The sequence below is a fragment of the Rhizobium sp. K102 genome (genome assembly GCF_022385315.1).
Classification (GTDB): domain Bacteria; phylum Pseudomonadota; class Alphaproteobacteria; order Rhizobiales; family Rhizobiaceae; genus Rhizobium; species Rhizobium croatiense.
This window is the reverse complement of record NZ_CP092436.1, coordinates 23,222-35,282: the sequence shown is the minus strand read 5'-3', so window position 1 is coordinate 35,282 and position 12,061 is coordinate 23,222. Positions and strand designations below refer to the sequence as shown.

General features: G+C 58.2%; 12 protein-coding genes and 1 pseudogene. 7 read left to right on the top strand and 6 right to left on the bottom strand.

Translation table 11 applies throughout. From position 1 onward, the window contains the following. Nucleotides 1-8: 8 nt before the first annotated feature. The 4 genes from MHI61_RS06195 (at nt 9) to MHI61_RS06180 (ending at nt 3,761) form a co-directional block, all read left to right on the top strand. On the top strand, nt 9-737 hold the full coding sequence (locus MHI61_RS06195; RefSeq protein WP_239791332.1) for a 4-hydroxythreonine-4-phosphate dehydrogenase: 729 nt from the start codon (nt 9-11) through the stop codon (nt 735-737). 78 nt (nt 738-815) lie between these two features. Beyond that, nucleotides 816-1,994: a DSD1 family PLP-dependent enzyme gene (locus MHI61_RS06190; RefSeq protein ID WP_239791331.1), complete on the top strand. Its 1,179-nt coding sequence runs from the start codon at nt 816-818 to the stop codon at nt 1,992-1,994. After that, nucleotides 1,994-2,419: a RidA family protein gene (locus MHI61_RS06185; RefSeq protein ID WP_239791330.1), complete on the top strand. Its 426-nt coding sequence runs from the start codon at nt 1,994-1,996 to the stop codon at nt 2,417-2,419. Before MHI61_RS06190 ends, MHI61_RS06185 begins: the two co-directional genes overlap by 1 nt. Before the next feature lie 19 nt (nt 2,420-2,438). Beyond that, complete coding sequence (locus MHI61_RS06180) at nt 2,439-3,761, top strand: FAD-binding oxidoreductase (RefSeq protein ID WP_239791329.1); 1,323 nt, start codon at nt 2,439-2,441, stop codon at nt 3,759-3,761. An 86-nt stretch (nt 3,762-3,847) separates the two neighbouring features. On the opposite strand, the pseudogene MHI61_RS06175 reads toward MHI61_RS06180, so the two are convergent. From MHI61_RS06175 to MHI61_RS06160, 5 genes and pseudogenes are all read right to left on the bottom strand, one after another. Further along, nucleotides 3,848-4,331 (bottom strand): annotated as a pseudogene (locus MHI61_RS06175) (Lrp/AsnC family transcriptional regulator). A gap of 59 nt (nt 4,332-4,390) precedes the next feature. After that, complete coding sequence (locus MHI61_RS32610) at nt 4,391-4,999, bottom strand: aminotransferase class III-fold pyridoxal phosphate-dependent enzyme (RefSeq protein ID WP_275593080.1); 609 nt, start codon at nt 4,997-4,999, stop codon at nt 4,391-4,393. Next, the gene (locus MHI61_RS32605; RefSeq protein ID WP_275593079.1) at nt 4,965-5,573 is read right to left on the bottom strand and encodes an aminotransferase class III-fold pyridoxal phosphate-dependent enzyme; all 609 of its coding nucleotides are present in this window, start codon (nt 5,571-5,573) and stop codon (nt 4,965-4,967) included. Before MHI61_RS32605 ends, MHI61_RS32610 begins: the two co-directional genes overlap by 35 nt. A 252-nt stretch (nt 5,574-5,825) precedes the next feature. Continuing rightward, the gene (locus MHI61_RS06165) at nt 5,826-6,923 is read right to left on the bottom strand and encodes a phosphotransferase (protein WP_239791328.1); all 1,098 of its coding nucleotides are present in this window, start codon (nt 6,921-6,923) and stop codon (nt 5,826-5,828) included. A gap of 293 nt (nt 6,924-7,216) precedes the next feature. Continuing rightward, nucleotides 7,217-7,885 (bottom strand): haloacid dehalogenase type II, encoded by a 669-nt coding sequence (locus MHI61_RS06160; RefSeq protein WP_239791327.1) that lies wholly within the window; start codon nt 7,883-7,885, stop codon nt 7,217-7,219. 406 nt (nt 7,886-8,291) lie between these two features. Between MHI61_RS06160 and MHI61_RS06155 the strand changes: the two genes are divergently transcribed. The 3 genes from MHI61_RS06155 to MHI61_RS06145 all read left to right on the top strand — a co-directional run bounded on the left by MHI61_RS06155 (nt 8,292) and on the right by MHI61_RS06145 (nt 10,725). Then, nucleotides 8,292-9,287, top strand: coding sequence for an ornithine cyclodeaminase family protein (locus MHI61_RS06155; RefSeq protein ID WP_239791326.1), 996 nt, complete (start codon nt 8,292-8,294; stop codon nt 9,285-9,287). Next, entirely contained in the window at nt 9,284-10,261 is a 978-nt protein-coding gene (locus MHI61_RS06150) for a threonine/serine dehydratase (protein WP_239791325.1), read from the top strand. The genes MHI61_RS06155 and MHI61_RS06150 overlap by 4 nt, the downstream gene beginning before the upstream one ends. A 182-nt stretch (nt 10,262-10,443) precedes the next feature. Then, entirely contained in the window at nt 10,444-10,725 is a 282-nt protein-coding gene (locus tag MHI61_RS06145) for a hypothetical protein (RefSeq protein ID WP_345774861.1), read from the top strand. A gap of 444 nt (nt 10,726-11,169) precedes the next feature. Here MHI61_RS06145 and MHI61_RS06140 read toward each other — a convergent pair whose 3' ends face one another. After that, complete coding sequence (locus tag MHI61_RS06140; RefSeq protein ID WP_239791324.1) at nt 11,170-11,859, bottom strand: haloacid dehalogenase type II; 690 nt, start codon at nt 11,857-11,859, stop codon at nt 11,170-11,172. Nucleotides 11,860-12,061: the final 202 nt, after the last annotated feature.

Here is a 12,061-nt window from a genome sequence, read left to right as displayed (position 1 = left end):
CGCTTTCGATGCCCCAAACTTCTCCCGACTTCATTTTCATGCTCACCAATCAGGATCGCACCGTTGCCGACGCGGCCGAGCGCCTCAAGGATGTGCTTGCCGCCGGCATCACGCATGTGGGGTTCAAGGATATTGGGTTGCCGTTCGATGAACTTTTGGTCATCGCTTCAGCAATCAAAGCGGCGGGTGCGACTCTCTATCTCGAGGTTGTAAGCCTTGACGAGGAGAGCGAGCGGCGATCCGCGCAAGCCGCGGTGGACCTTGGCGTCGACATCCTGATGGGTGGAACCCGGCCGAATGTCGTTCTGCCAGTTATCGCCGGGAAGAACATCCGGTACTATCCGTTCCCCGGCAAGATCGTCGGCCATCCGAGCAAGCTCGAAGGGACGATCGAAACGATCGTCGACAGTGGCCGACAGTTGACGGCGATCGAGGGTGTCAGCGGTCTCGATTTGCTCGCTTATCGCTTCGACGGCGATGTCGAGGCGCTCATAACGCGCGTGTGTGAGGCCATCGGCAAGCCCGTGGTGGTTGCCGGCTCGATCGACAGCCCGCAAAGGATGGCGGCCGTGGTGCGATCTGGCGCGGCAGGGTTTACCATCGGAACCGCTGCTTTCAACGGCTCATTTTCCGGCAGTTCCAATCTGCGGCTGGAAATCGAGACGGAAATCGACGTGCTCAAGCGAATTCAGGCTGATGCGGGTGATGTCGCACGATCGGCATTAATATCGAACTAAATCGAACCTTCATCGATCATTAATTGCGATCTTTACGGATTGGCGACAAGGTGAATTTCGAATTTGGAGACCAGACACATGGATCTAGCGACGTTCGACCCCTCCGCTCGCTTGGCGGCCGCGACTACTCTTGAGGCGTTAGAAACGCCATGCCTGGTTCTGGATGCGGACCGCATGGACCGAAATATCACGCGGCTTAGGAACCGGCTCGATGGTCTGGGCGTGTCGCTACGACCGCATCTGAAGACGGCAAAGTCGATTGACGTGGCGCGGCGGGTCATGATCGCGCCTGAAGGACCTGCGACCATCTCCACGCTGAAGGAAGCTGAGCAATTCGCGGCCGATGGTCTTCGCGACATGATCTATGCGGTCGGCATCGCCCCGGCGAAGCTCGCGCGCGTCGTCGAACTGCGCGCCAAGGGCGTCGATCTCGTCGTCATACTGGACACCGTCGAGCAGGCGCTGGCGGTTGCCGAGGCATCCAGAAAGTCCGGAATGCGGATCCCAGCCATGATCGAGATCGATTGCGACGGCCACCGCTCGGGTGTTGTGCCCGCCAATCACGCCCAGTTGCTGGAGATCGGGCAGGCGCTGGCGGCAGGTGCGGAGTTGCGTGGCGTTCTGACTCATGCCGGCGACAGCTACAAGGGTGGGGGGCCCGAGGCACAGCAGCGCCATGCGGAAGCCGAGCGAGCGGCCGTTGTGGGAGCGGCCCAACTTCTGCGCGGTGTCGGACTGCCCTGCGCCGTCGTCAGCGTCGGCTCGACGCCGACGGCCCATCACACGCAGGATCTTACTGGAGTCACCGAGGTCCGCGCAGGCGTATTCGTGTTCTTCGATCTAGTGATGGCAGGGATCGGTGTCTGCCAGGTCGACGATATTGCACTCAGCGTTCTTGCAACTGTGATCGGTCACCAGCGCGAGAAAGGCTGGGTCATAACTGATGCGGGATGGATGTCGCTGTCGCGGGATCGTGGCACGAGCAAGCAAGCCGTCGACCAGGGATATGGCCTCGTCTGTGACATTCAAGGCAACGCCTATCGTGACATCATCGTTGCCGATGCAAACCAGGAGCATGGCATTATCGCCGTGCGGCCGGGTTCGGACGCTCGTCTGCCCCATCTGAGGGTCGGAGACCGCGTGCGGATTCTGCCGAACCATGCCTGCGCGACGGCGGCGCAGCACGAAGCCTATCATGTTGTTCGAGGTCAATCGCACGCCATTGAGGCCGTCTGGCCGCGCTTCGGAGGTTGGTGATGTCCCACGTTATAGCTGTAAGTACCGTTAGTGCGCCCAGCCCTGCTGGTCATTATGTCCAGGCGAAGCTGGCGGGCCAGCATCTCTACATATCAGGGCAGCTCCCAATTCGACCGGATGGAGCGCCGCTTCCCGACGATAGATTTGCGACGCAGGCGGGGCAGGCCATCGACAACATGCTCGCAGTTCTGGAGGCCGCAGGCGGAACCCCGAGCGATCTCGTCAGGGTGACGGCCTATATCGTCGGGGTCGTCAATTGGCCAGGTTTCAACCAGGTCTATGCGACGCGACTTGGGGAGGCGCGCCCGGCGCGCACCGTGGTTCCGGTGCCCGAGCTCCACTACGGCTATCTGGTCGAAGTCGACGCGATCGCCGTGCTTCCGCCTGACGCCCCTGCCCGGCAATCAGAAAACAGCTCCAACTAACCAGTTCAGGTCAGCCTCGATGTCACCACTCGTCAAACGCATACAGAGCGATCAAGAGCTTCCCGCCAAGGCGGACGTCGTCGTCATCGGCGGCGGCATTGTTGGTGCCTCGGCGGCATTTTTTCTCGCAGAGCGAGGGCGCTCCGTTGCTTTGGTGGAAAAGGGCTATGTCGGCGGTGAACAATCCAGCCGAAACTGGGGCTGGTGCCGCCGGCAGAACCGGGATGAGCGCGAACTGCCGCTCTCAGGAATTTCCATGCAGGCGTGGGACCAGTTTGCCGCCAAAATCGACGAGGACGTCGGCTTCCGCCGATGCGGGCTGTTCTACGCCACGGACAACCCTCAGCAGCTGGCTGAATGGGAACAATGGCTTGATATCGCCCGGCAATTCGACGTCAACACTAAGATGCTAACTGCCCACGAAGCGCACGACCGAATTCCGGCACAAGGCCGCCGCTGGCTCGGCGGCGTCCATTCGGTCGATGATGGCAAAGGCGAACCGGCCATTGCCGCGCCGACGATCGCGAACGGCGCCCGCAAATTTGGCGCGACCATCCACCAGGAATGCGCAGCACGAGGCCTTGATATCGTCAATGGTGCAGTTGCTGGGGTGGTCACCGAAAAAGGCATCATCAGGTCGCAGACCGTTCTGAACGCCGGCGGTGCGTGGGCTTCCATGTTCTGCCGCCAGTACGGCGTGCAGTTCCCGCAGGCAAGCGTGCGCCAGACTGCAATTCGCACGCGCCCCACAGCCAATCTCGGCGAGGCAATCTATACGCCAGAGTGTTCATTGACCCGCAGGTTGGATGGCAGTTACACCCTTGCTATTAGCGGCAGGGCAACCTTGGATATCACGCCCCAAGGCATCCGCTATGCGCGCTGGTTCATGCCGATGTTTCTGAAGCGGCTGACAGCGGTCCAGATCGGCGTCGGCAGATCCATGTTCCATGGACCGGAGGCGCTGGCGAGCTGGAAAACTGATACAATTTCGCCTTTCGAGCGGATCCGGGTTCTCGACCCGACGCCGAGTTGCCGGACGATCACGTCTATTCTAAAAGGCGTCACCGAGCAGTTCCCGGCGCTTAAGGGTATCGAAATCGCCGACAGTTGGGGCGCCTATGTGGATTGCACACCGGACGCGGTGCCGGTCATCTCGGCGTCCGATCACGTCAAAGGCCTTTATCTGGCGGCCGGCGGCTCCGGCCATGGCTTCGGCATTGGCCCTGGCATTGGTCGCTTGGCCGCTGACCTTGTTGCTAATGATAAACCCTGCGTTGATCCGAGGCCTTTCCGCCTGTCGCGCTTCTTTGACGGCTCCAGAGTTGAGGTAGGCGGTCTCTGATTGTGCCGGAAGGTACGCAACGTCGCACCAGGAACTTCCGAGGACGCTGTCCGGCACCTTGTAATCGGAGAACGGCGAGGAGTTTTTTAGAGCCTGTGGCTGAATAGCTTCGTCAGCGGCATGTGCGCCTTGCGGATCGGCGATTTCAGCACGACGTAGGTGAAATACTTGTCAATGCCGACGTCCAACTCGATCAGCTGCTCCATGATCTCCTGATATTCGCCGACACCGGTAGTCACGAATTTCAGGAGATAGTCGTAGCCGCCCGAGATCACATAGCACTCGATGAGTTCCTCGATTTTCTCGATAGCGGCGATGAAGCGAGCAAAGTCGGTCTGCCGGTGGTTCTTCAGCGTCACCTCGGTGAAGACCGTTACTGTCTGTCCCAATTTGGCGACATTGACCTGAGCGGTATAGCCCTCGATGTACCCCTCCGACTGCAGCCTCTTCATGCGCATCAGGCACGGGCTCGGTGAAAGATTTCACCACCTCCGAGAGCTCCACGTTTGTCATTCGCCCATTCTGCTGCAGCACGTTCAGTATCTTGATGTCGATCCGATCGAGTTTCATGGACTTAGCTTTCGCTGATGAGCGTAGCGCGAGCCTATTCGACCATGCGCGCCACTATGTTACACCTGTGCAACAGCCTTCTTGAGCGCGCATTCGATGCTTTCGAGGAAGCGATCCACATGCTCCGACTGGCAAATCAATGGGGGCCGCACTTTCAACGTATCCTCGTTGGCGCCGGTCGTGCTGATAAGCACGCCATCGTCCCGCATCAAGTTTACGATCTCCAATGCCATAGCGCGCCGGCTGGCCCCGCCCATTCCATCCAACCCGATGTCGATGCCGCAGAACAGCCCGGCATTTCGAATGCCCCGGATACCATCGTGCAGCTTGGCAAGATGCTCCAACCCCACCTTGAGGCGCTCGCCCATGGCATGCGCATGCTCGAGCATTCGATCTCTATGCAAAATGGTCAGGACCGCGTCAGCTGCCGCGATCCCGACTGTATTGCCGCCGAAGGTGTTCGAGTACCGAGCAGTAGCGCCAAAGCGATCCATTGGCGCCTTGCGGCCAACGACCGCGCCTATGGGAAATCCATTGCCCATTGGCTTGCCGAGAGTGACGAGATCCGGGACGACCTGGTGCCGTTCGAAACCCCACATGTGTGTGCCGGTCCGTCCAAATCCCGGCTGAACTTCATCGGCAATGATAAGGCCACCCGCCTCGCGCACCGCCTTGACTCCGTCGGCGATGAAACCCGGCGGGTTCCACCCAAACGCCGTCGCTCGAGAAAATACTGTCGAAGAGCAGCGCCGCAATGCCAATGCCTCGCCGGTTCAGGTCGGCGATAGCGGAGCGAACCTGTTGTTCAAAGAATGCCGCGGCTTTCTCCTCGGGTATGCCCGCGGGGCCGTGCAGCGACACCATGCGAACGGCGGGACTGAGATTGACGGCGTCGCCCAGATTGGGTGACACCATCGCCGTCGCTGCGCTGGTGCCATGATAGGCATGAGAAGAGACGATCACACCTTCGCGACCACTGGTCAGCCGGGCGATCCGCAGCGCCAGATCATTGGATTCACTACCTGTGCAGGTAAAGACAACGCGGTTCAGTTGTTCGGGGAAAGTTGTTACGAGCCGTTCGGCATAGTCGACAAGCCGCGGTTCAAGATAGCGGGTATTTGCGCTGATCCGGCTGGCTTGTTCCGCCATGGCAGCATTGATCTCTGGATTGCAATGCCCGAGAGACGGCACATTGTTATAGAAATCCAGATAGCGACGTCCGTCGGGGTCGTAGAGCCACATGCCTTCGCCGCGCACGAAATGTACCGGCCGGCGATATTGGAGCCTGTAGGAAGCTCCCAATACGCTGTCGCGCCGGGCGATCAGTTCAGATTCGCGGGGGAAATTGTGGCTTCCCCGGGGTAAAGCGGTTGGGCATGAGATCTGTTGACATGTCTTTAATCCTGCTTGAGTTTCCATTCGCGAGAAGATCGCGGGGGACCGTGCTGATGACCAATGTGAGGGGCAACGCGCGTGTAGGGATACGGGTACGGGTTACGGCAACGCGCGCCTCACAGCCCTCTCGCCATCCCCGGGGCCTAATGCCGACAGGATGGACAGCCCGTGTTCGGCTCGGCCCACGTTCTTCTTGATATATGCTGCTTCGGCCGGAAAGAGGTCTGCTCGCCAGTAATTGATTAGGATAAGGGCGCTTTGGCGCGCCTTTATCAGTCCGACGAGCAGTTTTGCTTCGAGCGGGCGGAGCGGAATCACCGACGCGTAGCCAGCGATCAGATGTTCTGCGCCGCCCAGAGCCAGAGACGGGTCCGTCACGAAGTGGCTTGCCGCAATCGCCAGATCCTGAATCCGTGGCCCCCAGCAGCCGTCGCCGAAATCAATGAAGGCGATACCACCATCGGTCAGGAGTGTATTGAACGGGCTAGGGTCATTGTGCGTGACCTGCCAGGCTACATCGCTCAATTGCGGCTCGATCAGCTCGACATAGTTGTTCATGGCAAGACGCACGGATGCCGCAACGGGTCCCGATGGCAGATGCTCCTCCAGTTCCATCAGGTTTGACCAGCATCCTACGTGCCAAAGAACCGGGCGGTGCATGGCGGAGAGGTTCAGTGGCTCGAGAGCCAAACTGAGCCTGCCGAGCGCCCGGCCGACCCGGTAGAGGATTTCCGGAGTTGGGTTCGCCTGATGCAGCGGCGCCCCTGAAAGTCGCGTCTGAAGGTAGCCGCAAATCTCATGCTCTTCGAACATCAGCATAGCGTCAGCGGTACGCACAATCCGAGGTGCTGCGAAACCGATAGCGCCTTCGAGCCCGGCGAGGGCTTCAACCTGGAAGCGGAAACTGTCTCTTCCTTCGGGCCGTGCCGAAGTTTTGAGGATTAACTGATCGCCGTTCAGCAGGGTGACCTCCGTGGTACACTCGACCTCAGAGGATAGAACTCTCATCGCTCCCTTCAGGCCGTAGTGCCGCAGTAGCAACTCACCCGACAGCTCGGCTTCTGCTGGGCTCGACTTTGTGGCCAAAATAGCGGCAGCGGCCCTAAAATATGCTTTGGTGAACGGCTCGTGGACTGACTGTTTCCCGCCGGGATGACGGGCGTTGTCGTCTGAAACCGGATCGCTACAATCATTCACGACTGAGATCCTCTCGCACTGTTGGAGTCGGCGGCATGCGCATCGATCAGCGACTGTCGGGATGCATCGCGGCCGCCGCGCCCGGCCCTGAAAGCGTCGGGCGTTTATGGCTGAGGGCAATACCCGGTTCCCGCCTTCGGACTGTCGCTCGGGCCCGGGCTTTTATCGTCTCCTCGCCGGCGCCGCCATCCATGATTGCGCCGCCGGAAACTGCGGTACTGTGACGTTTCCCGGCCTCTCGACACTCCGGTAAACCGAAGTGGAGAGAGATATTCAGACGTATTCAGGTTTCCTCAGAGCCCGACAACGCCCGGCAAATCCGAGATCCCGGAGATTTCTGTATAGCCGTAATAGGGATTGGCCGGCTCGTGACCGCGATTGACCCAAACCTTGTTCTTGATCCCGAGGTCATGTGCGGACATCAGATCGTAACGGAACGAGGAGGAGCAATGCAGTATCTCCTCCGGACCGCAACCCAGCATATCGAGCATATATTCGAAGGCGCGGAAGTGTGGCTTATAGGCGCCGGCCTCTTCGGCCGTGTAAACGGCGTGGAACGGCGCGCCGAGCTTCTCGACGTTGGACATGATCTGCGAGTTCATCGCATTTGACAGAATGACCAGAGGAATTTCCTTGGCGACCTTGGCAAGACCCGCCGGAACGTCGGGATGCGGCCCCCAGGTGGGGACCCGTTCGTAAACCATCTGCGCGTCTTCATCCTTGAACTCGATGGCGTTGCGTTTGCAGGTCCTCGCCAATGCGTTATGGACGACCTCCGCATAGGGTTTCCAGTCGGCCATGACTTCATCAAGCCGGTATGCAGAGAAGTCGGCGATGAACTGCAGCATTTTCTGCTCGCTCATGCGCTCGGAATAGAGATCGCGTGCCGCCTCCGCCATCTGAAAGTTGATAAGTGTACCATGGCAGTCGAAGGTGATGTATTTCGGGCGGAAAGGAGTCATGTGCTTCGTCCTTGCTTTGCGGGGAGTTGTTCAAGTCATGATCAATCATAGCTCGGCGGGCGCTTTTGAATTACCCGGACATGTCGGATCATCAGCAGAAAATGCTGGAGGGCGACGTCATTTGCCCTTGTGATTGCGGGTCGAGAGTGATCCGCGATCGCTTCAGGCATCGACTGACACCAATTAGCCAACCGGTCTCTGTGGAAACAACCGGGGACTTGGTCGGCAAAACCTCCGGAACGGTGGGCGTCGAAACTCTCTGCCAAACCCTCCCGCGAAAACAAAACAATCTGCTCAAAGCCGCCCGGATTGCGGCCAATAGACTCACCGCTCACCTATTATAGTGATTGCACTTCAGCTCGTGCTGCACCGATGCACCCGATGAATCGAAATGGAGGGATCACGCATGAGAACGCTGCTGCTCAAGAAGGACGAAGTCAGAAGGCTCGTCAGCAAGACGGATGTCATCGGCGCGGTCGAAGAGGCTTACAAGGCGTACAGCAGTGGGCAGGTGGAGCAACCTCCCTATCTCGGAATACATCTCCCCTCTCACCGTGGGGAAATCGACTTCAAGCTTGGCTACTATAACGTCAACGAAACTATCTCCATGAAAGCGCACTCCGGAGGGTTCAAGAACAACCCCGCAGAACATGGCGTGCCCAACAGCATGGGCACTATTCTCTTGTTTGATGCCAGGAGCTGCGCATTAATTTGCATCATGGATGGAAGCTTGATCACTGGCATCAGAACGGGGGCTGCGGGGGCCGTCTCCGTCAAAGCACTGGCGAGAAAGAACGCCAGGACAATCGCATCGATCGGCACCGGCAATCAGGCAAGGATGCAAATCCGGGCGATCAACGAGATCATGAAGATCGAAAAGATCCACGCCTGGGACAGCACCCCGGAAACGTGTGGCAAGTACAAGGCTGACATCGAGCGTGAATTGGGTATTCCCGTCATCGTCGCGAGCTCTAAGAAGGAGGCGGTCGAGCAGGCCGACATCCTGGTTACGACGACACGGGGGACGGGGTCGCTGGTGGAAGCGGATTGGGTGAAGCCCGGCACACACATTGTCGCAATCGGCACAGACCAACGCGGCAAACAGGAGCTGGATCCGGAGCTTTTCAGGAACGCGAAAATTATCGTCGACTCCTTCTCACAATGTACGGAGAAGGGCGAGACTTGGCACCCTCTGAACAAGAACATCATCGCAAAAGACGACATCCATGGCGAAATCGGCGAGGTATTGCTGGGAAGGAAGCCGGGACGAGAAAGTGATTATGAAATCACCATCTTCGATTCCACAGGGATGGCCATACAAGACAATACGACCGCCAGCAAAATCTATCAGAACGCCATAGCCAATAACGTCGGCACTTTCTTCCAGTTTTTTGAGGAATGACCATGCGCAACTATCCAACCATTCAGGACATCCGCGAAGCTCAGCAACGACTAAAGCCGCATGTCAGGCACACGCCGCTATTGCGTGCCGACAAAATCGAGAAAGCGGCTGGTTGTCAGCTTTACCTCAAGCCGGAAACCCTGCAGATCACGGGCGCATTCAAGATCCGCGGCGCCCTGAACAAGGCTCTCTCGCTCCCCCGAGAGGAGATCGCAAACGGCATCATTGCGACCTCCTCGGGCAACCACGCCCAGGCGCTTGCTTACGCAGCCAAGATGCTCGGCGTAAAAGTGATTTTGGTGCTGCCGGTCACCACACCCAAAATCAAGATCGCCAATACGGAAGCCCTTGGCGCCGAAGTCATTCTTTTTGATGGTGATAATGCCGCTAGATGGAGAAGAGTCTACGAGATCGCCGAAGGAAACAATTATGCGGTCATTCACGGCTTCGAGGACCCCATCGTAATGGCTGGTCAGGGAACGATCGGATGTGAGATCCTCGAAGACTTGGAAGATGTGGACACGGTTATCGTACCCGTGGGCGGTGGAGGGCTGATCTCAGGGATCGCCACTGCGATAAAAGAAACCAAGCCATCGGTGCGCGTTATCGGGGCAGAGCCTGCCTTGACACCGAAGTATTTTCACAGCCGGATAAACAAGGAGCGCACATCGCTTCCGTTAAAGAACACGATCGCGGATGGTTTGAGGTTAAGTGTTCCGGGTCAAAATCCGTACCCGATTATCGAAAAGTATGTCGACGAGATTGTTCTTGTTGAAGACGAGCACATCATTGCCGGAATGCGTGCTCTAGCCAAGGATGCGAAATTGATCGCTGAACCCGCCGCCTCCATAGGAATAGGAGCACTGTTAGCGGGCAGCTTAGACGTAAAGCCTGATGAGAAAGTATGTGCGGTTTTGTCTGGCGGAAATTGGGATCTATCCGACCTTGCCGAGATTTACAATGTAGCGCCGTGATCCGTTTCACCTTCTGTCAGTGCACCAACCCGATCGCCGTTGAACATCTGCGATCCGCATATCCTCTGCGCAAATACAAATGGTCTGCCGCGGGCGAACCGCGGCTTTCATTCGGCAGGGACGACAGACCGAGTATGAGAGCGACCAATGAATCATGCCCACAGGTTTCATTTTGAAGGCGAGTGGGTCGCGCCGTTGTCTTTGCCTCCTTCTCGCAGACGTCCAATGAAGCGCGCATTGAACCGCTGAAGCGCATTGTTGCGATCCACCGCAACGACGAGCCAGGCGATATCATCTCACGGGAAATGGGCGCGCCGCTCACCATGGCCCGGGCCGAGCAGGCGCATTGGCGCTGTCATTTCGAGCAGGCGATCAAGGCCATCGAGAACCTTTGCCTTCGACTTCCCATAGCAGGGTTGTCGAAAGTGGTTACCGAGCATCGGCCTTTCCCCGACAATGGCTGAAGCGATAAAGGTCGCCTCACATCGACAATAAGACGGGAACATGGTCGCCGCTGTTGCTCGGCCGCCAGAGGCTAGGAGAGCACCGGCGCAATTTTCGGGATCGAAGTCGACCACACCTTAACCATTCCAGAGCGAGTTGAAACGGAGTGCTTCTTTCTGCAGGATCCAACCGAAGATCGACTTGAACCAGCCGTCTCTCACGCTTGCGGACGAGCGCTTTGCGCCCAATCAATGGTGAGGAACAGCCGTGGTTATTCGAAAGCGGACATCGATAGAGGCAGCGCACCAAACGCGCTCCGAGCCCGACGTCCGGATCGCACCATAGCCTAACGCCGGCAAGTCACCCGTATGCAAGGGAGGCCATGCTTGCCCCTCCGAACGATAAAGAGAGGGGGCGAAGGGACCGCCCCGGTCTCATCAGCAAAATGGCCTGAGCCCTGATTTTCAGGCACGCTTGAGAGCTGGCTCCAGGCCAACAGCGGCAGCCAACCCGCCGATATCCTTGATCTCAGTGTATTCGTAATAGGGATTGGCCGGCTCATGGCCACGGTTGACCCAGACCTTGCTCTTGATGCCCAGGTCATAAGCGGTCATCAGGTCGTAGCGGAAGGATGAGGACACATGAGTTATGTCTTCCGGTCCGCAGCCGAGCTTGTCGAGCATGTATTCGAAGCCCTTCATCAGGGGTTTGTATGCCCCGACTTCTTCTGCCGTGATTACCATATGGATGGGCGCGCCCAGCTTTTCGACATTCGACATGATCAGGCTGTTCATGGAATTCGACAGGATGACCAGCGGGATTTCCTCGGCCACCCTGGACAGACCAGCCGGGACGTCCGGATGCGGACCCCAGGTTGGCACCTCGTCATAGATGCGTTGCGCGTCTTCGGGTTCGAATGGGATACCGATGCGCTTGCAGCTGCGTTCGATTGAATTGTGCACTACTTCGACAAAGGGTTTCCATGGCCCTAGCACCTCGTCAAGGCGATAGCCCTTGAAAGCCTCGACCAAAGCGGCCATCGCTTGAGGGGAGAGGCGCTCGCCGTAGACGCGCCGAGCAGCGCCGGCCATATCGAAATTGGTGAGCGTGCCGTAGCAGTCGAAGGTCACGTACTTCGGTCGAAATTGGGTCATTGTGTGTATTCCCTCCAATTTTCATGGCACGGTGTGCCGTCCAAGGTCATCGTAGCGGGCATGCCGCCTGTCTAATGAGGTCGCCGTTCCGATAGACCGCGATGCAGCAGCGGCGCAGGAAACTCTGCGAATCCGTAACTGGTCACTTCCGCTGCCTTTGTTGATCCCGGCTAATCCAGCCAACCGGAAGACTCCAACTTGT

Coding starts and splice junctions, on each gene's coding strand:
- MHI61_RS06180 (WP_239791329.1), top strand. CDS start 2,439: ATGTCACCACTCGTCAAACGCATACAGAGCGATCAAGAGCTTCCCGCC.
- MHI61_RS06195 (WP_239791332.1), top strand. CDS start 9: ATGCCCCAAACTTCTCCCGACTTCATTTTCATGCTCACCAATCAGGAT.
- MHI61_RS06190 (WP_239791331.1), top strand. CDS start 816: ATGGATCTAGCGACGTTCGACCCCTCCGCTCGCTTGGCGGCCGCGACT.
- MHI61_RS32605 (WP_275593079.1), bottom strand. CDS start 5,573: ATGTGGCTCTACGACCCCGACGGACGTCGCTATCTGGATTTCTATAAC.
- MHI61_RS06160 (WP_239791327.1), bottom strand. CDS start 7,885: ATGACTCCTTTCCGCCCGAAATACATCACCTTCGACTGCCATGGTACA.
- MHI61_RS06140 (WP_239791324.1), bottom strand. CDS start 11,859: ATGACCCAATTTCGACCGAAGTACGTGACCTTCGACTGCTACGGCACG.
- MHI61_RS06150 (WP_239791325.1), top strand. CDS start 9,284: ATGACCATGCGCAACTATCCAACCATTCAGGACATCCGCGAAGCTCAG.
- MHI61_RS06155 (WP_239791326.1), top strand. CDS start 8,292: ATGAGAACGCTGCTGCTCAAGAAGGACGAAGTCAGAAGGCTCGTCAGC.
- MHI61_RS06185 (WP_239791330.1), top strand. CDS start 1,994: ATGTCCCACGTTATAGCTGTAAGTACCGTTAGTGCGCCCAGCCCTGCT.